The sequence below is a fragment of the Streptomyces asoensis genome, assembly GCF_013085465.1.
Classification (GTDB): domain Bacteria; phylum Actinomycetota; class Actinomycetes; order Streptomycetales; family Streptomycetaceae; genus Streptomyces; species Streptomyces cacaoi_A.
In genome coordinates, this window is record NZ_CP049838.1 from 7,673,701 (window position 1) to 7,698,314 (window position 24,614).

Here is a 24,614-nt window from a genome sequence, read left to right on the forward strand (position 1 = left end):
GCCCGGCCATGACGCAACCGTTCGAACTCCCGCACTTCTACATGCCGCACCCCGCGCGCCTGAACCCGCACGTCGAGGAGGCGCGGGCGCACTCGACGCAGTGGGCGCGCGACATGGGCATGCTGGAGGGGTCCGGGATCTGGGAGCAGGTCGACCTGGAGGCGCACGACTACGGCCTGCTCTGCGCCTACACCCACCCCGACTGCGACGGTCCCGCGCTGTCGCTGATCACCGACTGGTACGTGTGGGTGTTCTTCTTCGACGATCACTTTCTCGACATGTTCAAGCGCACCCCGGACCGTGCCGCCGGCAAGGCACACCTGGACCGGCTGCCGCTGTTCATGCCGCTGGACCTGTCGACGCCCGTGCCCGAACCGCGGAACCCGGTCGAGGCGGGCCTCGCCGACCTGTGGGCGCGCACGGTGCCGGACATGTCGCAGGACTGGCGACGCCGTTTCGCCGTCGCGACGGAGCACCTGCTCAACGAGTCGATGTGGGAGCTGTCCAACATCGACGAGGGGCGGATCGCCAACCCCGTCGAGTACATCGAGATGCGGCGCAAGGTGGGCGGAGCGCCCTGGTCGGCGGGGCTCGTGGAGTACGCGACCGCCGAAGTCCCGGCCGCCGTCGCCGGGTCGAGGCCGCTCAGGGTGCTGATGGAGACCTTCTCCGACGCCGTGCACCTGCGCAACGACCTGTTCTCCTACCAGCGCGAGGTGGAGGACGAGGGCGAGAACAGCAACGGCGTGCTCGTTTTGGAGACGTTCTTCGGCTGCACCACCCAGGAGGCCGCCGACACCGTCAACGACATCCTCACCTCCCGCCTCCACCAGTTCGAGCACACCGCGTTCACCGAAGTGCCCGCGGCGGCCCTGGAGAAGGGCCTCACGCCCGACGAGGTCCTCGCGGTCGCCGCCTACACCAAGGGCCTACAGGACTGGCAGTCCGGCGGCCACGAATGGCACATGCGCTCCAGCCGCTACATGAACAAGGGCGCCACCTCAGAGGCGCCCTGGCAGAAGCTGACCGGCCCCGGCACCTCCGCCGCCGACGTCGGCGCGCTGCTCGCCTCGGCCGCCGCCATGGGGGCACCTCCCACGCCTTTCGGGCAGTGGGGGAGGCTGCGTGCGTACGCGCACGTGCCGTACCAGAAGGTCGGCCCGTCGCTGCTGCCCGATTTCCACATGCCCTTCCAGGTGGAGTTGAGCCCGCACCTGGAGGCGTGCCGCCCGCGTCTGACGGCCTGGTCGCACCGGATGGGCATCCTGGAGGAGGGTGTCTGGGACGAGGACAAACTCGCCGCCTACGACCTCCCGTTGTGCTCGGCCGGCCTCGACCCGGACGCCACCGCGGAGGAACTCGACCTCAGCGCCGCGTGGCTCGCCTGGGGCACCTACGGCGACGACTACTACCCGCTCGTCTTCGGTAATCGTCGCGACCTGGCCGCCGCCCGCCTGACCACGGCCCGGCTGTCCGCCTGCATGCCCGTCGACGGCGAGGCGGCACCCGTCGTCCCGGTCAACGGCATGGAGCGCGGTCTGATCGACCTGTGGGCGCGGACCACCGCGGACATGACCCCCGACCGGCGGAGCACCCTGCGCGACGCGGTCGACGTCATGACCGAGAGCTGGGTGTGGGAGCTGTCCAACCAGCTCCAGAACCGTGTCCCCGACCCGGTCGACTACCTGGAGATGCGCCGCGCCACCTTCGGCTCCGACCTCACGCTGAGCCTGTGCCGCATGGGCCAGGGCCCCGCCGTGCCACCGGAGGTCTACCGCAGCGGTGTCGTCCGCTCGCTGGAGAACGCCGCCGTCGACTACGCGTGCCTCACCAACGACGTCTTCTCGTACCAGAAGGAGATCGAGTACGAGGGCGAGATGCACAACGCGATCCTCGTCGTGCAGAACTTCTTCGGCTGCGACTACCCGGTCGCGCTCGGCATCGTCCATGACCTGATGACCCAGCGCATGCAGCAGTTCGAGCATGTCGTCGCGCACGAACTGCCGGTGCTCTACGACGACTTCGACCTCTCGCCCGAGGCGCGCGAGGCGATGGGGCACTATGTCGCCGACCTTCAGAACTGGCTGGCCGGCATCCTGCACTGGCACCGCGAGGTCGACCGCTACAAGTCCGCGTACCTGGCCCGCCGCACCCACGGCTTCCGGCCGGACTTCGCACCGGCGGTGCCCCTGTCGCACCTGTCGGTCTCCGCGCTCTCCTACAGCTGACGCTCCTTGCGGGAGGCGTGCTCGACCGCGGCTCGCGCCAGTGCCCGGACGATCGGGTGCGGGCGCGAGCCGTCGCCGGACAGCTCCGGCTGGAAGAGGGAGGCCAGGAAGAAGGGATGGTCCGGCAGCTCGGCGATCCGGACCTGGCCGTTCTCGTCGTGGCCGGAGAAACGCAGGCCACCGGCGCGCAGGGTGTCGAGGTGGCGGGAGGGGCCGTAGGCGCAGAAGTAGCGCTCGACCGTGCGCTCCGAGCCGATCACGGACTGGGCGAGCGACCCCGGCTCGATCGTCACGACGCCCTCGTGGCCCACGAGCGAGCAGGCCAGGGGCTCGATGAGCGGATCGTCCGCCTCGGGGTCGTTCTCCGCGTGGGCCGCCCGCGACAGCCCGCAGACGTTACGGGCGTACTCCAGGAGCGCGTGCTGGAAGCCGGCGCAGGTGCCGAGGAACGGGATGCCCTCCTCGCGCGCCGTGCGGATCGCGGACAGGACGCCCGCCTCGCTGCGGTAGGGGCTGCCCGGCACCACCCACACCGCGTCGAATCCACGCACCGCGCCCTCGGCCTCCGCCTCCTCGGAGGGGATCCAGTAGGCGTCCAGGACCAGCCGGTCCCGGGCGGCGAGAGCGTCCACCAGGAGCGGGACGCGGGTGTGCGAGACGACGTTCGGGGAGCGGTCGCCGACCAGGGCGACCTTGGCGATGTGAGCTGTGGTGTCGGTCATGCCGTTCATCCTGGGGGCGGCCCGGACTTCACGTCCAACGATGATTCCTGCACCCTCGATAAGCAGAACTGATGTGGGGGCTGCGACCCTGGGCGCATGGATCCGCATCTGCTGCGCACCTATGTCACCGTCGCCCGCCTCGCCTCCTTCTCCGAAGCCGCCCGGGAGCTCGGCTACACCCAGTCCGCCGTCTCCCAGCACATCGCGGCCCTCGAACAGGACCTGGGCGCGCCGCTGCTGACCCGTCGGCCCGTCCTTCCCACCACGGTCGGTGAGCGGCTGCTCGAACACGCGGGACCGCTGCTGCTGCGCCTGGACGCGGCCCGCGCGGACGTCGTCCGGATCGCCTCGGCGCCCTCGCACGGGCTGACCCTGGCCGGCTCGCCGGCCGCCCTCGGCCCGGCCGCCCTCGCCGCGCTCCCGGCCGCCGGTGTGACGCTGCGGGTGCTCGGCCGTGACGCCGTCTGCGCCGCCGTCGCCGACGGCACGGCCGACGTGGGCCTCGTCGACGGTCTGGCCGCGCCCAGCGACCCGCTCCGGCTGCCCGACGTCGCGCCGCTGACCACGTACGGCGTCGGCGAGGAGCCGGTGAGCGTCCTGCTGTCCGCCGGCCACCCCCTGGCCCGGCGCGGCGGCCTGCGCCTCGGCGACCTCGCCGACGCGCGCTGGCTGGACGCCCCCGACGCCGGGCTGCCGCTGCCCCAGCTGCGGGCCGCGAACGGCGGCCACGGCTTCCGCCCCGCCCTGCGCTACGACGGCACCGACGTCCGCGTCCTGACCGCCCTGGTGGCCGCCGGCCACGGCCTCACCCTGCTGCCCCGCTCGGCGGCGGCCGATGTGCCGGGCACGACCGCCGTCCCGGTCACCTACCCCCGGGTCGTCCATCGGATCGAACTCGTGTACGCGGGTACGCCGTCGGGTGCGGCGCGGACGCTGGTGGAGACGCTGTCCACCCGCCCATGACCTGTGGTGCGGCCGACGCGTACCGCTTCTGACGCCAGGTCAGTCTCACTCGTTCGTGGCTCGTGGTGCGCCGGTGCGCCGGGTAGAGCACCAGCCGGAGGCGATCCATGGAACAGACAGCGTTGCGTCCCAAGCCCATGCCCGGTTCCGAGCCCGGCGGCGGTGCCGGGCCGGGCGGCCAGGGCCGACGCCCGCACGCCGCGCGCCGCCGCGGCCGACGGCTGACGACCCTGCTGTTCGGCCTGTTCGCCGGCACCGTACTGGTCCTGTCCGGCGTCGGACTCGGCACCGTGGGGGCGACCGTGATCGGCATGAGCAGACTGGCCGAGCTCCAGCGGCAGGCGGGGCCGGGCGTGCCGGGCGCACCGGGCGCCGCGTCCACCCCGGGCCGACCGAGCCCGGCCGCGCCGGACGGTTCGTCCGGGTCGGCCACCGTGTCGTCGCGCCCGCCGGACGCCACCCTGGGCCTGGAGGCCGTGGACGCGGAGAAGGCGGGCGCCCGGATCGTCGCCGTCCACATCCCCGGCCCCGGCTACACGGCGGGCCTGGTCCGCGGCGACGTCCTGCTGATGTTCGGCGGCACCAGGATCGACTCGGCGACGGACCTCGCCCGGGCGGTCGACGAGGCCCACCCCGGCAGGGCGATCAAACTGACGGTACGTCACCACAGCGGCGGATACGGGAGGTTGACGGTGATCCCCGGCGTCGTCACGTGAGCGGGTCCCGACGCGGTCGCCCGCACCGTCGAGCCGCCGACGCCCGGCCGTCGCCACCGCCGGGCAAACCACTGGCCAGGGCGGACCCCGCCGCGTCACCATGAGCGCCATGTCGACCTCCCTCCCGGCCTTCCTGGGCGCCTGCACCCTCGTCGCCGCCTCACCCGGGCCGAGCACCGTGCTCATCGTCAAGCAGTCGCTGCGCAGCCGCCGCGCCGGCTTCCTGACGGTGCTCGGCAACGAGACCGGCGTGTTCGTCTGGGGCGTCGTCGCCGCGTTCGGCCTGACGGCGCTGCTGACCGCCTCCCAGGCGGCGTACGACGTGCTGCGTGTCGTCGGCGCCGTCGTGCTGGTCTGGTTCGGCGTCCAGGCACTGCGGCAGGCGCGCAGGACCGAGGAGGACGGCGCGTGGGGCGACGGCGGCCGGGAGGGCGTCGAGCAGAGCGGCTGGGCCTCCTACCGGGGCGGGCTGCTGCTGAACCTCGCCAACCCGAAGGCGGCCGTCTTCGCCCTGTCCTTCCTGCCGCAGTTCGTGCCGGAGGGCGCCCCGCACCTGCCGGCCATGGTGGGGCTCGCCGTGCTCTGGGCGGTCTACGAGGTCGGCTACTACGGGCTGTACGTGTGGTTCGTGGGCCGGATGAAGGCAGTCCTGTCCCGGGCCGGGGCGCGCCGCCGCCTGGAGCAGGTCTCCGGCGGTGTTCTGCTGCTCCTCGGCCTGCGCATGGCCCTGGACGGCTGACCCGGGCCGGTCACCCACCCGAAACCCGCGTCGACCGGCTCGCGCGACCCCCGCCGTACGGGCAGGATGCTGCCCGTGGCCATCACGTCAGCGTCACCACGTCCGTCACACGTCAGTCGCCACGTCCTTTCTGGGAGGCCCGGATGACCGGCACCGCCACCGCGCCCTTCACCGCCGACGACTACCGGGCCCGCATGGAGCGGGCCGCGCGCGAGGCCGCCGACGCCGGACTCGCCGGACTGCTCGTGGCGCCCGGGCCCGACCTCGTATGGCTCACCGGCTACGCGCCCACCGCCGCCACCGAACGGCTCACCCTGCTCGTCCTCGCCCCCGGCCGGGTCCCCGTCCTCGTCGTGCCGACGCTGGAGGCCCCCGACGCCGCGAAGGCGGCCGGCGCCCCGGCGCTCACCCTGCGGGACTGGACCGACGGCAAGGACCCCTACGCGGCCACCGCCGCCCTTCTCGACGCGGGCGGCCGGTTCGGGATCAGCGACAACGCCTGGGCGATGCACCTGCTGGGCCTCCAGAAGGCCCTGCCCGCCACCTCCTACGCCTCGCTCACCGAGGCCCTGCCGATGCTGCGCGCCGTCAAGGACGCGGCGGAGCTGGAGCTGATGGCGGCCGCGGGAGCGGCCGCAGACGCAACGTTCGAGGAGATCCGGAAGGTTCCCTTCGGCGGGCGCCGGGAGTCGGAGGTCGGCGCCGACCTCGCCGCCCTGCTGCGCCGCTACGGGCACTCCCAGGTCGACTTCACCATCGTCGCCTCCGGGCCCAACGGCGCCAACCCGCACCACGAGGTCGGCGACCGGGTCATCGAACGCGGCGACATGGTCGTCCTGGACTTCGGCGGCCTCAAGGACGGCTACGGCTCCGACACCTCCCGCACCGTGCACGTCGGCGAACCCACCGACGAGGAGCGCCGGGTGCACGATCTCGTGCGCGAGGCCCAGGAGGCCGGTTTCCGGGCGGTCCGGCCGGGCGTCGCCTGTCAGGAGGTCGACCGGGCCGCCCGCGCGGTCATCGAGGACGCCGGCTACGGCGAGTACTTCATCCACCGCACCGGCCACGGCATCGGCGTCACCACCCACGAGCCGCCGTACATGATCGAGGGCGAGGAGCGGCCCCTGGTGCCCGGCATGTGCTTCTCCGTGGAGCCCGGGGTGTACCTGCCGGGCCGGTTCGGCGTGCGCATCGAGGACATCGTCACCGTCACCGAGGACGGCGGCCGCCGTCTCAACGACACCACCCGCGAGCTGGTCATAGTGGACTGACCCGCCTCCAGGAGTCCCCGGCATCCATCCGAACGGCAACGGCGCGACCATGACCCAGGCACCGACACCCACCGCGGACACCGTCCGCCGACTGGTCCGCGCGCTCCTCGTCGAGGGCGGCGCGAGCGGCTCCGGACCGGAGGTACGGCCCGTCGTCGAGGGCGGCTCGGCCTCCACCTGGTGGGTCGGCACCCGCCACGTGCTGCGCCTCGCGACCGACCGTGAGACGAGTCTGCGCCGCCGCCGCGAACTGCGGCTGCGCGACCTCGTCCGCCCGCACGTCCCGGTCGCCGTGCCCACCAGCGTCGCGCACGGCGAGTGGTCGCCCGGGCTGGTGTACACCCTCGACACCAAGCTGCCCGGCGGCACCGCCGAGGAGCACGACGTGTCGGCCGTCGGCGAGGCCGACCTCGCCGGACTGCTCCGAGGGCTGCGCGAGGTGCCGCCCCGGCAGGCCGAGGCGCTCGGTGTGCCGCGCACCGCCCCGCGCTCCCTGGAGGCGCTGCGCCGGATGGCGGTGGCCGCCGCCGAACGCCTCGCCCGCGCCGACGAGTTCGACCCGGCCCGCCTCCACCAGCTCACCTCGCCCGGCGCGGCCCAGCTCGCCGCCCAGCCCGGCGCCGCCGTCCTCGTCCACCACGCCCTGTGGGGCGAGCACCTCGTGGTGAGCGCGGACGGCCGGGTGCGCGGTGTCCTCGACTGGACCGGCGCCGTCCTCGGGGATCCCGCCGAGGACATCGCCGGGCTCGCCCTCGCCGTCGGCTCCGGCGCCGCCGTCCGCGCCGCCACCCTCGCCGGTTACGGAGCCCGCCCCTGCCTGCGCGGCCTGTGGCTCGCCCGCTGCGACACCGTCATCCGGCTCGCGGAACGCGTCGGCGGCCGCACCACCGGCCCACGGGACGCCGAGGCGCTCACCCTCCCACGGGTCCAGCTGGGACGCGCCTGGGAGGCGATCCTGCTCGAGCGGGTGACGGAGTTCCGCGAGGAGGGGGAGGGCGGGACGGACGACGAGCGGTGAGGGGACGGGGGAGAGGCCGGGCGAAGGAGATGGCGGCCCCGCCACCGGGTTCCTCAGTCCTGCTCCAGCACCACGCACGACTCGCCGGGCACATGCAGCAGCCCGTCCCGGCCGGGTACGTCCACCGGATCCCAGGTGGCGAGGACGCGGGCCGGACGCGGGCCCAGCGGGATCGCGGCCGGCTCCTTGCCGAGGTTGACGGCCACCCGGACGTCACCGCGCCGGAACGCCAGCCAGCGGGCCTGCGCGTCGTGGGCGACCTTGATGTCGGCCAGATCCGGATCGGTGAGGTCCGCGGTCGCGTGCCGCAGTGCGATCAGCTCGCGGTACCAGGCCAGCACGCGCGCGTGGGGCTCGCGTTCCGGCTCGGACCAGTCCAGGCACGAGCGCTCGCGTGTCGCCGGGTCCTGCGGGTCGGGCACGTCCTCCTCGGCCCAGCCGTGCGCCGCGAACTCCCGCCGCCTGCCCCGCCGTACGGCCTCGGCGAGCTCCGGGTCGGTGTGGTCGGTGAAGTACTGCCAGGGCGTGCCCGCCGCCCACTCCTCGCCCATGAAGAGCATCGGCGTGAACGGCGCGGTCAACGTCAACGCGGCCGCGCAGGCCAGCAGGCCGGGGGAGAGGGAGGCGGAGAGGCGGTCGCCCTGGGCGCGGTTGCCGATCTGGTCGTGGGTCTGGGTGTACCCGAGGAGCCGGTGCGAGGGCAGCCGGGTGCGGTCCAGCGGGCGGCCGTGGCGCCGGCCACGGAAGCCGGAGTAGGTGCCGTCGTGGAAGAAGCCGCCGGTGAGGGTCTTGGCGAGCGCGGCGAACGGGGCGCGCGCGAAGTCGGCGTAGTAGCCCTGGGACTCGCCCGTGAGCGCGGTGTGCAGGGCATGGTGGAAGTCGTCGTTCCACTGCGCATGCAGGCCCAGACCGCCCGCCCGGCGGGGTGTGATCAGCCGCGGGTCGTTCAGGTCGGACTCGGCGATCAGGAACAGCGGCCGGCCGGTCTCCGCCGCGAGGGCGTCCACCGCCGTCGACAGCTCCTCCAGGAAGTGGCACGCGCGCGTGTCCGCCAGCGCGTGCACCGCGTCCAGCCGCAGCCCGTCGAGCCGGTAGTCGCGCAGCCAGGCCAGCGCGCTGCCCAGCAGATAGGCGCGCACCTCGTCCGAGCCGGGCGCGTCCAGGTTGATGGCGGCGCCCCACGGCGTGTGGTGCGTCTCCGTGAAGTACGGGCCGAATTCGGGCAGGTAATTGCCGGACGGGCCGAGGTGGTTGTGCACCACGTCCAGGACGACGCCCAGACCGAGCGCGTGAGCCCGGTCGACGAACCGCTTCAGCGCCTCGGGGCCGCCGTACGGCTCGTGCACCGCCCACGGCGACACCCCGTCGTACCCCCAGCCGTGCCGACCGGGAAACGCGCACAACGGCATCAACTCGACGTGAGTGATGCCGAGTTCGGCGAGATGGCCCAGGCGCTCCGCGGCCGCGTCCAGCGTGCCCTCGGGGGTGTACGTGCCCACGTGCAGCTCGTACAGGACCGCGCCCGGCAGCGGTCGTCCGGACCACTGCGTACGCCACTCGTGGCGGGCCTGGTCGACGACCGCGCTCAGCCCGTTCGGGCCGTCCGGCTGACGGCGCGAGCGGGGGTCCGGGCGGACGGGTCCGTCGTCCACCGCGAACCCGTACCGCGTGCCGTCCGCGGCCTCCGCCTCACCGGTCCACCACCCCGCCCGCCCCGGATCGCGTTCCAACGCGCACGTGACGCCGTCGCACTGGAGCGTCACACGTTCGGCCTGCGGTGCCCACACCTCGAACTGCACGAACGGTTCCCCTTCGTCTGCTCACCGTGATGTAGCCCGTCGCGTCCATCGTGCTCCACCCGAGATCAATCCGCTTTTGGAACACTCCCATTGGCGGCATGCGGGCGGGCCGGGCGTTTTCGCGTCTTCTGGACACCCGGGGCCCGCTGACCGAGAATCAGCACCGTGACGTCGTCTTTCGAGTTCAACACGTACCCCGCGCGGTTGTCCGACGCGGAGCGCGACCGGGCGCTGAAGGTGCTGCGTGACGGCGTCGCCATGGGGCGACTGTCGCACGACACGTTCATCCGGCGCATGGAGCTGGCTCTTGTCGCCCGCCGCTCCGACGAGCTCGCCGTCCTCACCGCCGACCTGCCCAGGGAGAGCCGCCTCTCGCGGGCCGTCTTCGGCACCGTCGGGGCGGTCTCCGGCTTCTCGGTCCGGCTGCGCAGAGCCTGGCAGGCCGAGCGGCTGCCCAAACTGCTGCTGCCGCACCCCGGCACCGAGAGCGCGCTGCGCATCGGCCGCGACCCCGCGAGCGGCCTCAGGCTGACCCACGAGAGCGTCTCGCGGGTGCACGCCGAACTCAGCCGCCAGGGCGGGATGTGGGTGCTGCGCGACCTCGGCTCCACCAACGGCACCACGGTCAACGGACGTCGTGTCATCGGCGCGGCCGTGGTCCGCGAGGGCGACCAGGTCGCCTTCGGCCGCATGGCGTTCCGCCTCTCGGTGAACTGAACCGACCCACCGACCGGCTCGCTCCGCCGACCGGCTTGCTCCGCCGACTGGCTTGCTCCGCCGACTGGCTTGCTCCGCCGACCGGCTCGCTCCGCCGACTGGCTTGCTCCGCCCACTGGCTTGCTCCGCCGACCGGCTCGCTCCGCCCACTGGCTCGCTCCGCCGACCGGCTCGCTCCGCCGGCCGGCCGGACCGACTTGGACCGCTGACCGACTTGGACCGCTGAGCGGCCTGGCTCGCTGACCGGCCGGACCGACCCTGACCGGCGTCCTGCCGGACCGGCTCGGCATGCCGTGTCACTGGATCGGCCTGGCCCCGCCGACCTCCGGACACGTCGGGCCGTCCGCCGACCGAACGGACCGGACTGCCGCTGCCGGGGCCGTCGACCCGTCGGTCCGCATGCGGCCCGTCGAACCGTGGCGTCCCGGCGGGCCGACGGGACCCTCGAGCGCGCTCGAGTTGCCACAGCCCGCTCAAGTCCCCACGCGTACCGCGGTGTTGACGAACCCCCGGCCCATGACTCACTGTGCGTACACCAGACACGCCAGGTGAACCGACGGAGCCGCCCTGTGGGAGGTGTGCCCTGCCGCCCCTCCTCCGCTACCCGACCGTGGACGAACTCGCGGCCCGCGCGGCCGCGCTCGCCGTCCGGAGTTCCGGGGACGTCCGGCTGCGCCGCGTCGGGGTCTCGCGCGCGGGCTCGCCCCTGTGGCTGCTCTCCGTCGGCCGCGGCGCCCGCCAGGTCCTCGTCGTCGCCGGACCGCACGCCAACGAGCCCGTCGGCGGCGCCACCGTCCTGCGGCTGGCCGAACGCGTCCTCGCCGACCCGCGGCTCACCGTCGGCGCCGACGCCACCTGGAACCTGCTGCTCTGCCTCGACCCCGACGGCCTGCGCCGCAACGAGGGCTGGCTGACCGGCCCCTACAGCCTCGGCCGCTACTTCCGTAACTTCTTCCGGCCCGGCTTCCTGGAGCAGCCCGAGTGGCTGCCCGACGGCGCGGCCGCCGCCGCGCTGCCGGAGACCCGTGCGCTGCTCCGTCTCCAGGACGAACTGAAACCCTTCTTCCAGTGCTCGCTGCACGGCGTCGACGTCGGCGGCGCCTTCGTGGAACTCACCCGCGACCTGCCCGGACTCTCCCGGCGCGTCGCCCACGCCGCCGCCCGCCTCGGCATCCCGCGCGAACTCGGGCCGTACGACACCCTGTACTGGCCGCGCCTCGGACCCGCCGTCTACCGGATCCCGCCACCGCGCCCGCGTGATCGGGCCGCCGCCATCACCGAGGCCGCCGTCGAGTCGACCTGGTACCACCCGCACCGGCACGGCACGGTCACCGCGGTCGTCGAGGCGCCCATGTGGGGCGTCGCCGCCGTCGAGGACGGCTCCCCGCCCGCCGACCGGGACGCGGTACTCCGTGCCGTGAGCTCTGCCCTGCGCCATGACGCACAGTTGCTGGAACGTATCCTCACTCGGGTGCGACCCCACCTCGCCGGTGCCCCCGACGCGGCCCGGCTGCTCGCCCCGGTCGACGACTATTTACTGGTCTGCCCCGGTCTCGCGGACGCCTGGGACCCCGCCACCGCCGACCCCGCCCGCCCGCTGCCCGCGCTCAGCACCGCCCATCTGACCGCCCTGCGCATCGCAGGCCGCCGGATCGCCGTCCGGACGGCCGGCCTGCTGCACCAGCTCGTCCTCGGCACGGGACGCGATCCCGCCGGCGCGCTGCCGGAGCTGGACGGGCTCATCGACGCGTGGTGCGCCGGCTACCAGGAGTGCGGGGCGCGCTGGATTCCCGTCGCGCGCCAGGCGGAGTACCAGGCGCGGGTCGTGTTCGCCGCGTTCGAGCTGGCCGGCCGCCGCGCCGCCGAGCCCGCCGGTGCCCGTTCGGGTGAGTCGGACTGGGGTACACAGCCGGCCGTGCCGATGCATCGGGAATGACGTACTTCCTCACCTGTCTCCGGTCGGCGAAAGCCGTACGGCGCGCGCTCCCGGCCGCGGCCGCCCTTCTGCTCGCCGCCGGCGCCACCCCGGCCCTGGCGGCCTCCCACGACGCCCTTCCCGGCAACTGGCTCCAGCTCACCGTCACCCGCGGCGACTCCCGCTCCAGCGACACCCGAGGCACCCTGCTGCTGTGCGACCCGCCCCAGGGTCACTCCCGCGCCGCGGAGGCCTGCGACGTCCTGGCGCGGGCCGACGGCGACGTCGAGGCCCTCACCGCGGACGGCAGCCGGATCTGCCCGCTCATGTACGCGCCGGTGACGGTCCGCGCGCAGGGGCAGTGGAACGGGCGTCCGGTCGACTACCAGCGCACCTTCGGCAACGACTGCGAGCGGGAGGCGCTGACGGGGGCGGTGTTCGCCCTGGACGACCAGGAGGTGCCCGAGGTCTGACCCGGCCAGGACGGCTGTGGGCACCCGCGTGTGCCCGCAGCCATCGCCCTGTCCGTCGTCCGGCCCGTCCTGTCCGTCGTCCCGCCTGTCATGCCGCCCGTTCGCGCGCGTGCAGGGCCGCCGCGACGACCGTGCGGGACTGGTGCTCGACCTGGTGCTCCAAGGGCACCCAGCGGGCACGGAAGCGATAGGCGAAGGCGTCGCTCCAGGTCTCGACGAGCTGTTCCAGGCGCGGGGCGGCGTGGTCGTCGCTCTCCTGGAGGACCCGCCACAGCATCGCCGCCGCCCGCAGGGGCAGCCGGCGGGCGAAGGCGTCCACGCTGCCGACGTACGCCATCGTCGTGTCGGCGGGCGGGGTGTCCGTCCAGTCCGCGGCCAGCCCCGGCACCAGCTCCAGCGCCCACTTCGCCGCCCGCAGCAGCGGCCCGTCTACGCCCTCCAGACGCGGCAGCGCCTCGACGAGCACCCGCTCCACCTCCGTGGTGTCCCGCAGCAGCCGCCGCGCCAGCCGCCGTATCGCCGCGGCCGGGGCGGGATGCGGGGCGGGGTCGTCCACCATGTCGCTCGCCCACATCGGCACCTCCACCACCGCGGTCAGACCGCCGTAGCGATGGGCGTGGTACCAGGTGCTGTGCCGTGCGTCGTCCGGCATGCTCGGATACGCCGCCTCCGCCCCGGCGGCCGGCATCACGTGCACGCCGGGCCCGGACGCGGGCCAGCCCGCCGCGTCGGAGGCGCCCGTCTCCACCGGGATGTGCAACTGGGCCGCCGACTTGACGAACGGCTCGGCGAGACCCGGGATGTCCTTGGTCAGCTGCACCCAGCTGCCGCCCAGATCGGTGCCGTGCAGCGTCACCTGGAGGTAGGGCCGCAGCTCGTCGATGACCCGGGTCAGCGCGCGCGTCTCGGGAGGCAGCCGGTCCGGCGGCAGCACGGCGGGGGACCACTCCGGCTGCTCCGGACCGGCGGGCCGGAAGAAGCCGAGGTGGTACTCCAGCAGGCTGCGCGGCGCCGGGGTCACATGCAGGCTCGCCCCGTCGGGGTCCGCGCACAGCAGGAAGTGCCAGGACGTTCCGTCCCGCAACTCCCTTTCCTGTACGACCCGTTCGGCGAGCGCCAGCAGCGTCGAGCCCCCGGTCGGCTCGTTGGCGTGGGCGCCCGCGACGACGAGCACTGCCCGCCGGGCGTGTCCCACGGACAGCAGGTGCAGGGGCCGGCCCGCACGGGAGACCCCCACCTGTCGCAGCGTGCACATTCCGGGCTGGTGCGCGGCCAACGCCCGGACAGAGGAAGTCAGTTCGGTCACCGTGGGGTAGCGCAGCTCCGGCAGGAGACTCACCCCCGTATTCGTCCGCCCGGCCTTCGCATCCGCAGTACCCCATGGTCTCCGAGAACTGTCAAGAACGCCTGGGGGGAGGCTCCAGGGGGCGCTCGGATGCGTACGCCGGCGGAGGGTACGACCGTCCCGCCTTCACTCCCCGTGTTCCCTCCCGGCTTCGGCCGGCTTCGCGGGCGGGGCCGGGGGCCAGGGAAGCTCGGCGAGGAGAGGGACGATCGTCTCCTCCTCGAAGTCGAGGTGGGCGTTCAACTCCCGTGACATGGCGCCGAGTTCCGTACGGAAACGCTCGGGGTCGGCGATCGCGACGTCCGCCAGCAGGGCCACCAGTTCGTCCTGGATGCGCGCGACCGTGCGGTGTTCCTCGGTGAGCCGGGCGAAGGTGTCGGCCAGGTCCGGGTGGTAGCGGGCCATCGTGGGGAACACATGCGCGTCCTCGCTGATGTGGTGGAACCGCAGCGCCTGACAGAACGCCAGGCAGCGCTGCCGGATCTCCAGCCCGAGGCCCGGAGCGGGCGGCTCGCCGGGCCCCTCGTGGGCCGCGCGGGCGGCGAGATGGGCATCGGCCTGCGCCGCCACCTGACGCACCTGACCGCGCAGCCAGGTGTGCACCTCCATGATCTTGTCGGCGAGGGTGCGGACCTCGCGGGGGCCGTCCCAGCCGTCGGGCTCGGCGGGCTCCAGCACGACGACCGGCAGGGGACGGGCGGTGCGGGCCTGGTAGTCGCCGTATCCGGGAGCGGTCCGCACGGCGTGCTCGAAGAGTTCCTCGCGCCGGTCCCCCTCGGCGGGGACCGCGAGCGCCTGGAAGGACTCGGTGCCGAGCTCCACCCGGACCACGGGGTGGGCGAGCAGGTTGCGGTACCAGTCGGGGTGGTTCGGGGCACCCAGGTTGGATCCGACGACCAGGAGCGAGTCGCCGTGGCGGACGTAGCCGAGCGGAGTGGTCCGCTCGGTCCCCGACTCGGCGCCGGTGGTCGTCAGCAGGAGCAGGTTCCCCCCTTCGAAGGGGCCGCCGACCTTCCCGCCGTTGGCGCGGAACTGCTCGATGACGGATTCATTGAACGACGTGGGCATACGGGTGGGTCTCTCCGGAAGTCACGGTGCGCGTGCACACGGCACTCGGCGCGTGGCACGCAGCACAGGGCACAGAAGGTGCCGGGAAAGGTGAGGGAAAAGCGCACGGAAAAGCGCGGAAAAAGCGCAGAAAAGAGACGCATGGAGGGAGCGCGAAGCCGACGTGCGTCAGCGCTGTGCCGGCTGGGTCAGCTGCGGGGCGCGGAGTGTGAACTCATGGCGTGTCCCTGGAAGAAGGGTGTTCGCCCGACCGCCGGCCGGCCCGCTGCTCTTTGACCGGCGTCACGCGACACCGCCTCCATTACATGCACCCGACCGTCACCTGTCAACGCCGGAGATCAACACCGGTGATCAACGCCGGAGATCACCTCCGCGGCCTCACTCCGCCCGCTCCAGCAGCGCCACCGGCAGCTGCTCGAACAGTTCCGCCACGCGCGCGTGGCCCGTGAACTCCCGCTCGGGAGCCAGCAGGTCGACCCACGTCCCCGGAGGCAGCGCCAGCCGGGTCTCGCGCCAGCCGCCCGCCTCCGCCAGCCGCAGGGACAGCCGCGTCACGGCCGTCACCACCCGGCCGGAGCGGGCGAACGCCAGGCAGTGGGCCGCGGCCGCTCCCTCGGCGGGCAACGGCTCGTACCCGGCGGAGTCCCCGAAGACCTCCGGCCGCCGTCGGCGCAGCCGCAGCGCGGCCGCGGTCACCGTGCCCTTGGCGCCGGGATCCTCCGGCGGGAACCGCACCGGGCGCCGGTTGTCCGGGTCCACCAGGGCCCGGTACTCGCTCTCCGTGCCCTGGTAGACGTCCGGCACCCCGGGCATCGTCAGATGCACCAGCGCCGTACCGAGCACGTTCGCACGGATGTACGGCTCGAGCGTGCCGCGCAGCGCGGCCACCCGCTCACCCGGCACCCCGCACGGCCCCGCCGCCACGAACGCGGCCACCGCCTCCTCGTACGCCGGCTCCTGCTCCGTCCAGCTGGTGTACAGCCCCGCCTCGCGCGCGTGCTTGAGCAGCGCCTCCTGGACGCGCTCCGGGGCAGCCGGGCCGAGTCCGAAGACCGTCTGCCAGGCCGCCCACGCCAGCTGCCCGTCCGGTGCGCCCTCCTCCGCGCGGGTGACCTCCTCCAGGAGGTCCGCCCAGCGCCGCGGGCACTCGGTGAGCACGGCGAGCGCGGCGCGCACGTCGGCGCTGCGCTTGGTGTCGTGCGTCGACACGACCGTCCCGGTGGCCGGCCAGTCGCGCTGCACGCGCGCGCAGTAGGCGTGGAAGTCGGCCGGGGACACCCCCGGGGCGCCCGGGTCGCCGCCCACCTCGTTCGCCGCCGACAGCGGCACGTACCGGTAGAACGCCGTGTCCTCCACCGACTTGGCGCGCAGCGCGGACGCCGTCTGAGCGAACCGCGCCCGGAAGTCCGCCCCCGACTGCCCCTCCCCGCCGAGCACCAGTCCCCGCACCACGTCGACGGCGCCCGCCTCCTCCGGCACGACGAACGCCTGCCGCGCCTCGGCGGCCGCCTCCTCGGTGACGACGGCGGCCGGGTCGCCCGAGGTGTACGGCCGGTAGACCTCCAGCCGCACGAGCAGCTCCTCCAACGCCGTCCGCAGCGCCCACGGCGCCCGGTCGCGCAGGCCGGGGTCGTCCGACGCGGCGCACACCCGGGACGCCGCCCGCGTCAGCCGCTCCGTCTCGGCCGCCAGTTCGTGCGTGAGCACCTTGTACGCCGCCCGTCGCACCGTCGCCGCCCAGTCGCCGCCCCGGTCCGTCTGCGGGGCCGCGAAGCGCCGGTAGCGGTCCAGCAACTCCCCGGCGCCCCGGGGATCCGTGAAGAGGCCGTCGACGTGGCGCAGGGCGTCGTAGCCGGTGGTGCCGGCCACGGGCCAGGAGTCCGGCAGACGCTCCCCGTCGGCCAGGATCTTCTCGACGACCGTCCAGCGGCCGCCGCTCGCCGTGTGCAGCCGCTCCAGGTAGGCGTCGGGGTCGGCGAGGCCGTCGGGGTGGTCCACGCGCAGCCCGTCGACGACGCCCTCGTGCAGCAGCCGCAGGATCGTGCCGTGGGTGGCCTCGAACACCTCCGGGTCCTCCACCCGCACCCCGATGAGCTCGGAGATGCTGAAGAAGCGCCGGTAGTTCAGCTCGGTACGGGCCAGCCGCCACCACACCGGCCGGTACCACTGGGCGTCCAGCAGCCGCGGCAGCGGCAGCCCCTCGGTGCCCTCGCGCAGCGGGAGGACGTGGTCGTAGTAGCGCAGTACGTGGCCGTCCACCCGCAGGTGCGCCAGCTCCGTCCCGACGGGGCCGCCGAGCACCGGGAGCAGCACCTGGCCGCCCTGCGCCGCCCAGTCGATGTCGAACCAGCGCGCGTACCGCGACTTCGGCCCCTCGCGCAGCACCTCCCACAGGGCGTGGTTGTGACGCGGGGCCATCGCCATGTGGTTCGGCACGATGTCCACCACCAGCCCGAGCCCGTGCTCCCGCGCAGCGCCCGCCAGCGCCCGCAGCCCCTCCTCCCCGCCCAGCTCCGCACGCACGCGCGTGGGGTCCACGACGTCGTAGCCGTGCGGGGAGCCCGGTACGGCCTCCAGGACGGGGGACAGGTGCAGATGCGAGACGCCGAGCGAGGCCAGGTACGGCACGGCCGCCGTCGCCGCCCGGAACGGGAACTCGGGCTGGAGCTGCAACCGGTAGGTCGCCGTGGGCGGCACGGGAACGGAGGCGTCACGTCGCTCAGGGGTCATGACAACCTACGTACCCGTCCCGCCGCGTTTCGTGTCACACCTCCCTCCAGGCGGGTCGCTCCCGTCCCCCCACGGATCGGCTAGGTCGGCCGCTGGAGCACCGTCATGCTCCGGTCGACCAGCGTCAGCCGGGCCCCGGCCTGCACCTTCGGGCCCGCGCCCGGCGCCGGAGCCTCCGGGTTCCCGGTGTCCACGACCACCTGCCACTGCCGCCCGTGGTCGACCGGCACCACGAACTCCAGCGGCTTGGCGGAGGCGTTGAACATCAGCAGGAAGGAGTCGTCGGTGATCCGTTCGCCGCGCGCGCCCGGCTCGGAGATCGCGTTGCCGTTGAGGAACACCGACAGCGCGGACGCCTGCGCCCGGTCCCAGTCCCGCGGTGCCATCTCCTTGCCCTCGGGAGTGAACCAGGCGATGTCCGACAGCTCGTCGTGCGTGCCCTCCACCGGCCGGCCGTGGAAGAAGCGGCGCCGCCGGAAGACGGGATGCTCCTTGCGCAGCCACACCAACGCGCGCGTGAAGTCCAGCAGCTCGCTGCCCTCCTCCGGCCACTGGACCCAGGCCAGCTCGCTGTCCTGGCAGTAGGCGTTGTTGTTGCCCTTCTGGGTGCGCCCGAACTCGTCCCCGTGGCTGATCATGGGCACGCCCTGGGACAGCATCAGCGTGGCGAGGAAGTTCCGCATCTGCCGGGCCCGCAGCGCCAGCACCCCGGGATCCTCGGTCGCGCCCTCCGCGCCGCAGTTCCAGGACCGGTTGTGGCTCTCGCCGTCCCGGTTGTCCTCCCCGTTGGCCTGGTTGCGCTTGTTGTTGTAGGACACCAGATCGTGCAGGGTGAACCCGTCGTGGCAGGTCACGAAGTTGATGGAGGCCAGCGGGCGGCGGCCGTCGTCCTGGTAGAGGTCGGAGGAGCCGGTCAGCCGGGAGGCGAACTCGCCGACCGCGCGGGGCTCGCCCCGCCACACGTCCCGCACGGTGTCGCGGTACTTGCCGTTCCACTCGGTCCACAGCGGGGGGAAGTTCCCCACCTGGTAGCCGCCCTCGCCCACGTCCCACGGCTCCGCGATCAGCTTCACCTGGGACACCACCGGGTCCTGCTGGACCAGGTCGAAGAACGACGACAGCCGGTCCACCTCGTGGAACTGACGGGCCAGGGTCGCCGCGAGGTCGAAACGGAACCCGTCGACGTGCATCTCCAGCACCCAGTACCGCAACGAGTCCATGATCATCTGAAGGACGTGCGGGGACCGCATGAGCAGTGAGTTGCCGGTGCCGGTGGTGTCCATGTAGTAGCGGGGGTCGTCCGTCAGCCGGTAGTACGACTGGTTGTCGATACCCCGGAAGGACAGCGTCGGGCCCAGGTGGTTGCCCTCGGCGGTGTGGTTGTAGACCACGTCGAGGATGACCTCGATCCCCGCCTCGTGCAGCGCCCGCACCGCCGACTTGAACTCCAGGACCTGCTGACCGCGGTCGCCCCAGGAGGCGTACGCGTTGTGCGGGGCGAAGAAACCGATCGTGTTGTAGCCCCAGTAGTTGTTCAGGCCCATGTCGACCAGCCGGTGGTCGTTGACGAACTGGTGCACCGGCATCAGCTCCAGGGCCGTCACCCCGAGCTCCGTCAGATGCTCGATGATCGCCGGGTGCGCGAGGGCCGCGTAGGTGCCGCGCAGCTCCTCCGGCAGCCCCGGGTGGCGCATCGTCAGGCCCTTCACATGGGCCTCGTAGATCACCGTGTGGTGGTATTCGGTACGCGGCCTGCGGTCGTCGCCCCAGTCGAAATAGGGGTTGACCACGACCGACGTCATGGTGTGGGGCGCCGAGTCGAGGTCGTTGCGCCGCTCGGGGGTGTCGAAGTGGTAGCCGTACACCTCCTCGCCCCACCGGACCGAACCGCTGATCGCCTTCGCGTAGGGGTCGAGCAGCAGCTTCGCCGAGTTGCAGCGCTGCCCCCGCGCGGGTTCGTAGGGGCCGTGCATCCGGAATCCGTACCGCTGTCCGGGCATGACGCCCGGCAGGTACGCGTGCCGGACGAACGCGTCGCTCTCGCGCAGTTCCACCGCCGTCTCCGAGCCGTCGTCGTGCAGCAGACACAGCTCTACTCGGTCCGCGGCCTCCGTGAAGACCGCGAAGTTCGTGCCGGCGCCGTCGTACGTGGCACCGAGGGGATACGCCTCTCCAGGCCAGACCTGCATGGACACGACTCTTTCAGGTGTCTCGCCCCGTCGGGGGCGCCTTGAGGTCGAGTCTCCAGGAAAGTGAGGGAACCACCTGTGACTTACGCCCCTCTTAACGAACGACCAGTGCACAGGACGACAAATGACACACGTCCTGTGCCGAACCAGTGGGGCAGACACGTACTCCCGGGCAACAGGGGGAGTAGGGGGAATTTGTGCGCACGACAGTGCGCCGCCACCTGGGCAAGGTGGTGGCGGGTACGGCCATCGCGGTGGCCGCGACGGCCGTGATGGTGGGGATCACCCTGCCGGGCACGGCGGGGGCGGACGACACAGGAGGCGGCAAGGGCGGGCAGAGCACGCGGCAGGCGGCCGGCCAGCAGGGGGACACGACGGCGGCGGTACAGCCCGGTGTCGTCGAGGAGGCGCCCGCCGAGGGCACGAAGGGCGAGGGCCGCGACCCGCTGACCGACGACGAGATCGCGCGCGTCGAGAAGATCGCGCTCGACCGACAGCAGTTCAACGCGAGTGAGGACGTGGACGGCGACCGCGGCCCGCAGCGCCTCGGCGTGGACCTCGCCGATCCCGCGGCCGACGAGGTGGACGACCCCGACGGGCCCCGGCGCGCGGTGGTGTCGTTCTACGACTACAAGGACGACACGCTCGTCACCAAGACCGTCAACCTCGACACCGGCAGGGTCGAGGGCACCGGCACCCAGCACGGCGTCCAGCCGCCGCTCAGCGCCGCCGAGCAGACCGAGGCCGCGAGCCTGCTGATCGCCGACCCGCTCGGCGCGGGCCTGAAGGCCGACTTCAAGGACGCCACCGGCAAGGAGCTCAGCTCCCCGGACCAGCTACAGATCGCCGCCATGATCTACCGGGCGGTGCCGGGCGCCCAGCCCGCCGTCCTCGACAAGTGCGGCGAGCACCGCTGCGTACGGCTGCTGCCGAAGGTCAGGAACGGCCCGTGGATCGACGCCCGGTCCCTGGTGATCGACCTCAGCACCCGCAAGGTCGCCCGGCTCACCGGCTGAATCCGTAGCAGGCCCACCTCCACGTCCGTTTTCCGACCTGCTTCCCGGAGCGGGAGGCACAGGGAGTCATGTCCTCATGCGTGTTCCGAATCTGATCGGCGGCCTCCGGCCGCAGGGCACCGGCCGTGCCCGCAGGGGGGCCGCCGTCGGCCTCTGTGTGGCCGCGCTGGCCGCCGGCGCGGCCGCCGGAGCCGGTCCGGCCGCCGCCCAGCCGAAGGCGGCCCCCGCGGCGGCCGCCGAGTGCAGCGCCGCCTACCGCATCGAACAGAAGCTCGCCACCGGCACGACCTGGCGCATGTGCTGGCGCTTCGAGGCCAAGTCCGGCCTGGTGCTGGAGAAGATCTCCTACCAGCCGCCCGGCGAGGCCAAGCCGATCAAGGTCCTCAACAGCGCCAAGATCGCCCAGATCCACGTGCCGTACGACGACGGCAAGAACGAGTACAACGACATCACCGACTACAACTTCGGCTCGGGCCTGGTCAACATGGCTCCCGCCGAGTGCCCCGGCGGCACCATCAGGACGGTGAAGGTCCCGGAGTCCTTCTCCGACACCCCGAACGTCAAGGGCCTGTGCACCACGACCCGTTCGCGCGGTCACGCCTACCGCATGCAGTCCGACACGGGCAACAAGGTCTTCCAGGCCCAGGGCAAGGACCTGCTGATCTACACCGTCAACAAGGTCGGCTGGTACGAGTACATCACCGAGTGGCGTTTCTCGGACGACGGCGCCGTCAACATGAACGTCGGCGCCACCGGCAGCCTCTCGCCCTTCGACTACGACGCCGGCGACGGCCGCGGCTGGCCGATAGGCAAGGGCGCCAAGTCCTACGCCACCAGCCACAGCCACAACGTCTTCTGGCGGCTCGACTTCGGCCTCGACGGCTCCTCGGCCACCAAGGTGGAGCAGTACGACTCGGTGGTCAGCCCGCCCGCGGGCGGGCAGCAGGGCCCGACCAACAAGACCACCCGCACGGCCGTCACCAAGGAACTCGCGGGCGACGCCCAGAACATGCGCTGGTGGCGCGTGGTCAGCGCGACCGGCAAGAACAAGGACGGCCACGCCCGCTCCTACGAGCTCGTCCCCGGCGCCACCACCAAGTACTCGGGACGCCGTTTCACCCAGCACGACGTCTACTTCACGCAGTACAACCAGTGCGAGCAGTACGCCAGCAACAACGTCCGCGACTGCGGCAGCCCCCTGCACGGCACCTCCGTCGACAAGTGGGTGAACGGACAGACCCTCACCCACCCCGTGACCTGGGTGAACGTCGGCTTCCACCACATCGCCCGGGACGAGGACCAGCAGCCCATGCCGGTCCACTGGCAGGGCTTCTCGCTCGTCCCCAGGGACGTCACCGCTATGAATCCGCTCACTCCGTCCGCGCTGGCGGGACAGAACGGACAGTCGAACAGCGGTAGTTGAGAAACGACCTGTCCATCCGGCTGCACCGCCCGCCGCTCCCGGAGTACCCTTCCTTGATCGTTGGGACGGGGATGCTCGGGGGAGCGGAAGGCGGTGCGCGGGTGGGCTCGGGAGGGCTGGAGCTGCCCCCTGGTGACGAGGGTCACGAGGGGGGCTCCGCAGACGCCCCGCCCGGCACGGTGTCCCTGGCCCGGCCGATGGAGACGAACGCCATCGGACCGGAGCTGGACTGGGACGCCGAAGCCTGGCGCGAGGTACGCACCCGCGCCCAGCGGGCCGGCCGGGCCTACATCTGGCTGAATCTCGTCGAACAGCGGCTGCGCGCCGTCGTGGCCGCCGTGCTGCGGCCCATCTACGAACCCGTCCACGGCGACGAGTGGGTGGTCGCCGCGGCCGGACCCGCCGGCCAGGAGTGGGTGCAGCGCGCGGTCGCCGTACGCGAGGTCAGCCGCCGCAAGGGCTACTTGCTGGATCCGGCCGACGACAACGTCATCTCCTTCCTCACGCTGCCGCAGCTGCGCGAGCTGATGGTGCAGCACTGGCCGTGCTTCGAGCCGTACTTCGACGACCGCCGGGACGTCGAACTCGCCCTGGACGAGCTGGAGGTGACCCGCAACGTCGTCTCCCGCAACCGGGCTCTGTCCGAGGCCGTCCTGGGCCAGGCCGAGCGGGCCTCCGCGCGCCTGCTGGAGATGCTCGGCACCAGCGGTGACGTGCCCTCGGCCCGCCGGCTGCGCGTCGACGCCGTGGAGGACCTCGTCGGCGACCGGTACGCGGACGTGGTCGCCGTCCACTCCGACCGGGTGCGGCTGCTGCGGCAGTTCCCCGCCGAGGACATCTTCGACGGCGCCCGCCGCCTCGACGCCATCGGCATCGGCCTCAACCTGCTCGTGCAGAACTTCTCCGGGCGCCGCATGGTCCGCCTCGCCGAGGCCGGCGCCCGCGTACGGCTGCTGTTCCTCAACCCGGCCTCCAGTGCGGTCAAGCGCCGTGAGCGCGAACTCGGGATGAAGCGGGGCGAGTTGAGCCGGGCGGTGGAGATGAACATCCTGCACATGCGCCGGGTCCGCGCCCGGCTGCGCGACCCGGACGCCTTCCAGATCCAGGTGTACGACGAGACGCCCCGCTTCACCGCGTACCTGGTCGACGGCGACGGCACCGACGGCATCGCGGTGATCCAGTCCTATCTGCGGCGGATGCGCGGCATGGAGGCGCCGGTGCTGGTGCTGCGCAACGGCAACCGGGTGGTCAAGGCGGGCGAGATGGACGATGGCGGACTTTTCTCGGCATACCGTGAGGAGTTCGAGCTGGCCTGGGCGGACTCGCGGCCGGTGTCCTGAATTATCCGTTGTTCTGAATTGTCCGTTTCGGACGGAGGGCAAGCGGAACGCGATCCTCTGATTGTCAGTGGTGCATGCGAGGGTGGAGACCACTGGGGGAAGCACCACCAAGAAGGGGGGCCACCATGGCCTGGTACCGGGAGCTGCTTGTCGGCTTCGACCTGGAGACGACCGGGACGGACCCGCGCGAGGCGCGCATCGTCACGGGAGCCGTGATCGAGGTCAGGGACGGGCAGGTCCTGGGACACCGCGAGTGGCTGGCGGACCCGGGCGTGGAGATCCCGGCGGACGCCGTCGCGGTGCACGGGATCAGCAACGAGCGGGCCGCCGGCGAAGGCGCCCCCGCCGACCGGGTCGCGGACGCGATCGCCGACGTCCTCGCGGGCTACTGGCGCACCGGCGTCCCGGTCGTCGCCTACAACGCGGCCTTCGACCTGACCCTGCTCTCGGCCGAACTGCGACGCCACGGCCTGCCCTCGCTGCGCGACCGCCTGGGCGGCCTGGACCCGGCGCCGGTCGTCGACCCGTACACCATCGACCGCTCGGTCGACCGCTACCGGCGCGGCAAGCGCAACCTCGAGGCGGTCTGCGCCGAGTACGGCGTCCTCCTCGACTCCGCGCACGACGCCTCGGCCGACGCCCTCGCGGCGGCCCGCCTCGCCCGCGCGATAGCCGGCCGCCACCCCAAGGTCGCGGCCCTCGGCCCGGCGGAGCTGCACCGCCGCCAGATCGAGTGGTACGCCGAGTGGGCGGCGGACTTCCAGAGCTTCCTGCGCCGCAAGGGGGAAGCGGACGCGGTGATCGACGGCGCCTGGCCGGTGCGGGAGCCGGCGGAGAAGACCGTCTGACGCTCCCGCGACCCCGACCGTCCTCACCGACCGTCGGACGGGGGCCCGTCGGCGTCCTTCCCGAGCCGGGCGGCGGCCCGCCACGCCCGCAGCA

General features: G+C 72.9%; 19 protein-coding genes. 13 read left to right on the top strand and 6 right to left on the bottom strand.

The window, feature by feature from the left end; all coding sequences use genetic code 11:
• The first annotated feature begins 8 nt into the window (after positions 1-8).
• On the top strand, positions 9-2,228 hold the full coding sequence (cyc2, locus tag G9272_RS34445) for a germacradienol/geosmin synthase Cyc2 (protein WP_171400132.1): 2,220 nt from the start codon (positions 9-11) through the stop codon (positions 2,226-2,228).
• Here the strand turns inward: cyc2 and G9272_RS34450 are convergent.
• A complete protein-coding gene (locus G9272_RS34450; protein ID WP_171400133.1) occupies positions 2,219-2,950 on the bottom strand; it encodes a CTP synthase C-terminal region-related (seleno)protein in 732 nt (243 codons plus the stop codon). The two genes, cyc2 and G9272_RS34450, sit on opposite strands and share 10 nt — an antisense overlap.
• Before the next feature lie 96 nt (positions 2,951-3,046).
• Here G9272_RS34450 and G9272_RS34455 point away from each other — a divergent pair, with 96 nt between their 5' ends.
• The 5 genes from G9272_RS34455 to G9272_RS34475 all read left to right on the top strand — a co-directional run bounded on the left by G9272_RS34455 (position 3,047) and on the right by G9272_RS34475 (position 7,657).
• Complete coding sequence (locus G9272_RS34455; protein ID WP_171400134.1) at positions 3,047-3,913, top strand: LysR family transcriptional regulator; 867 nt, start codon at positions 3,047-3,049, stop codon at positions 3,911-3,913.
• A gap of 107 nt (positions 3,914-4,020) precedes the next feature.
• On the top strand, positions 4,021-4,629 hold the full coding sequence (locus tag G9272_RS34460) for a PDZ domain-containing protein (RefSeq protein WP_171400135.1): 609 nt from the start codon (positions 4,021-4,023) through the stop codon (positions 4,627-4,629).
• 109 nt (positions 4,630-4,738) lie between these two features.
• Positions 4,739-5,368, top strand: a complete 630-nt coding sequence (locus G9272_RS34465; RefSeq protein ID WP_171400136.1) for a LysE family translocator — start codon at positions 4,739-4,741, stop codon at positions 5,366-5,368.
• A 143-nt stretch (positions 5,369-5,511) separates the two neighbouring features.
• Positions 5,512-6,639 (top strand): aminopeptidase P family protein, encoded by a 1,128-nt coding sequence (locus tag G9272_RS34470; protein WP_171400137.1) that lies wholly within the window; start codon positions 5,512-5,514, stop codon positions 6,637-6,639.
• A gap of 49 nt (positions 6,640-6,688) precedes the next feature.
• Positions 6,689-7,657, top strand: coding sequence for an aminoglycoside phosphotransferase family protein (locus G9272_RS34475; RefSeq protein ID WP_171400138.1), 969 nt, complete (start codon positions 6,689-6,691; stop codon positions 7,655-7,657).
• A 53-nt stretch (positions 7,658-7,710) separates the two neighbouring features.
• Here G9272_RS34475 and treZ read toward each other — a convergent pair whose 3' ends face one another.
• On the bottom strand, positions 7,711-9,456 hold the full coding sequence (gene treZ, locus G9272_RS34480) for a malto-oligosyltrehalose trehalohydrolase (RefSeq protein ID WP_171400139.1): 1,746 nt from the start codon (positions 9,454-9,456) through the stop codon (positions 7,711-7,713).
• 165 nt (positions 9,457-9,621) lie between these two features.
• On the opposite strand from treZ, the gene G9272_RS34485 reads away from it, so the two are divergent.
• The 3 genes from G9272_RS34485 (at position 9,622) to G9272_RS34495 (ending at position 12,561) form a co-directional block, all read left to right on the top strand.
• Complete coding sequence (locus tag G9272_RS34485; RefSeq protein WP_171400140.1) at positions 9,622-10,173, top strand: DUF1707 and FHA domain-containing protein; 552 nt, start codon at positions 9,622-9,624, stop codon at positions 10,171-10,173.
• A 610-nt stretch (positions 10,174-10,783) separates the two neighbouring features.
• Positions 10,784-12,109 carry a M14 family zinc carboxypeptidase gene (locus tag G9272_RS34490; RefSeq protein ID WP_171400141.1) on the top strand — a complete coding sequence of 442 codons (1,326 nt, stop codon included), beginning with the start codon at positions 10,784-10,786 and terminating at the stop codon, positions 12,107-12,109.
• The gene (locus G9272_RS34495; protein WP_171400142.1) at positions 12,106-12,561 is read left to right on the top strand and encodes an SSI family serine proteinase inhibitor; all 456 of its coding nucleotides are present in this window, start codon (positions 12,106-12,108) and stop codon (positions 12,559-12,561) included. The genes G9272_RS34490 and G9272_RS34495 overlap by 4 nt, the downstream gene beginning before the upstream one ends.
• Positions 12,562-12,649: 88 nt before the next feature.
• On the opposite strand, the gene G9272_RS34500 is transcribed toward G9272_RS34495, so the two are convergent.
• The 4 genes from G9272_RS34500 to glgX all read right to left on the bottom strand — a co-directional run bounded on the left by G9272_RS34500 (position 12,650) and on the right by glgX (position 19,893).
• Positions 12,650-13,900: a M14 family zinc carboxypeptidase gene (locus G9272_RS34500; RefSeq protein WP_171400143.1), complete on the bottom strand. Its 1,251-nt coding sequence runs from the start codon at positions 13,898-13,900 to the stop codon at positions 12,650-12,652.
• Between the two features lie 132 nt (positions 13,901-14,032).
• A complete protein-coding gene (locus G9272_RS34505) occupies positions 14,033-14,974 on the bottom strand; it encodes a nitroreductase/quinone reductase family protein (RefSeq protein ID WP_171400144.1) in 942 nt (313 codons plus the stop codon).
• A 378-nt stretch (positions 14,975-15,352) separates the two neighbouring features.
• Entirely contained in the window at positions 15,353-17,704 is a 2,352-nt protein-coding gene (gene treY, locus G9272_RS34510; protein WP_171400145.1) for a malto-oligosyltrehalose synthase, read from the bottom strand.
• A gap of 80 nt (positions 17,705-17,784) precedes the next feature.
• Entirely contained in the window at positions 17,785-19,893 is a 2,109-nt protein-coding gene (gene glgX / locus G9272_RS34515; protein WP_171400146.1) for a glycogen debranching protein GlgX, read from the bottom strand.
• 197 nt (positions 19,894-20,090) lie between these two features.
• On the opposite strand from glgX, the gene G9272_RS34520 reads away from it, so the two are divergent.
• From G9272_RS34520 to G9272_RS34535, 4 genes are all read left to right on the top strand, one after another.
• Positions 20,091-20,909, top strand: coding sequence for a Tat pathway signal sequence domain protein (locus tag G9272_RS34520; RefSeq protein ID WP_171400147.1), 819 nt, complete (start codon positions 20,091-20,093; stop codon positions 20,907-20,909).
• A gap of 76 nt (positions 20,910-20,985) precedes the next feature.
• Positions 20,986-22,332 (top strand): copper amine oxidase, encoded by a 1,347-nt coding sequence (locus G9272_RS34525; RefSeq protein ID WP_171400148.1) that lies wholly within the window; start codon positions 20,986-20,988, stop codon positions 22,330-22,332.
• Between the two features lie 71 nt (positions 22,333-22,403).
• Positions 22,404-23,672 carry an SAV2148 family HEPN domain-containing protein gene (locus G9272_RS34530; protein WP_171402292.1) on the top strand — a complete coding sequence of 423 codons (1,269 nt, stop codon included), beginning with the start codon at positions 22,404-22,406 and terminating at the stop codon, positions 23,670-23,672.
• A gap of 125 nt (positions 23,673-23,797) precedes the next feature.
• Complete coding sequence (locus G9272_RS34535) at positions 23,798-24,520, top strand: 3'-5' exonuclease (protein ID WP_171400149.1); 723 nt, start codon at positions 23,798-23,800, stop codon at positions 24,518-24,520.
• Positions 24,521-24,614: the final 94 nt, after the last annotated feature.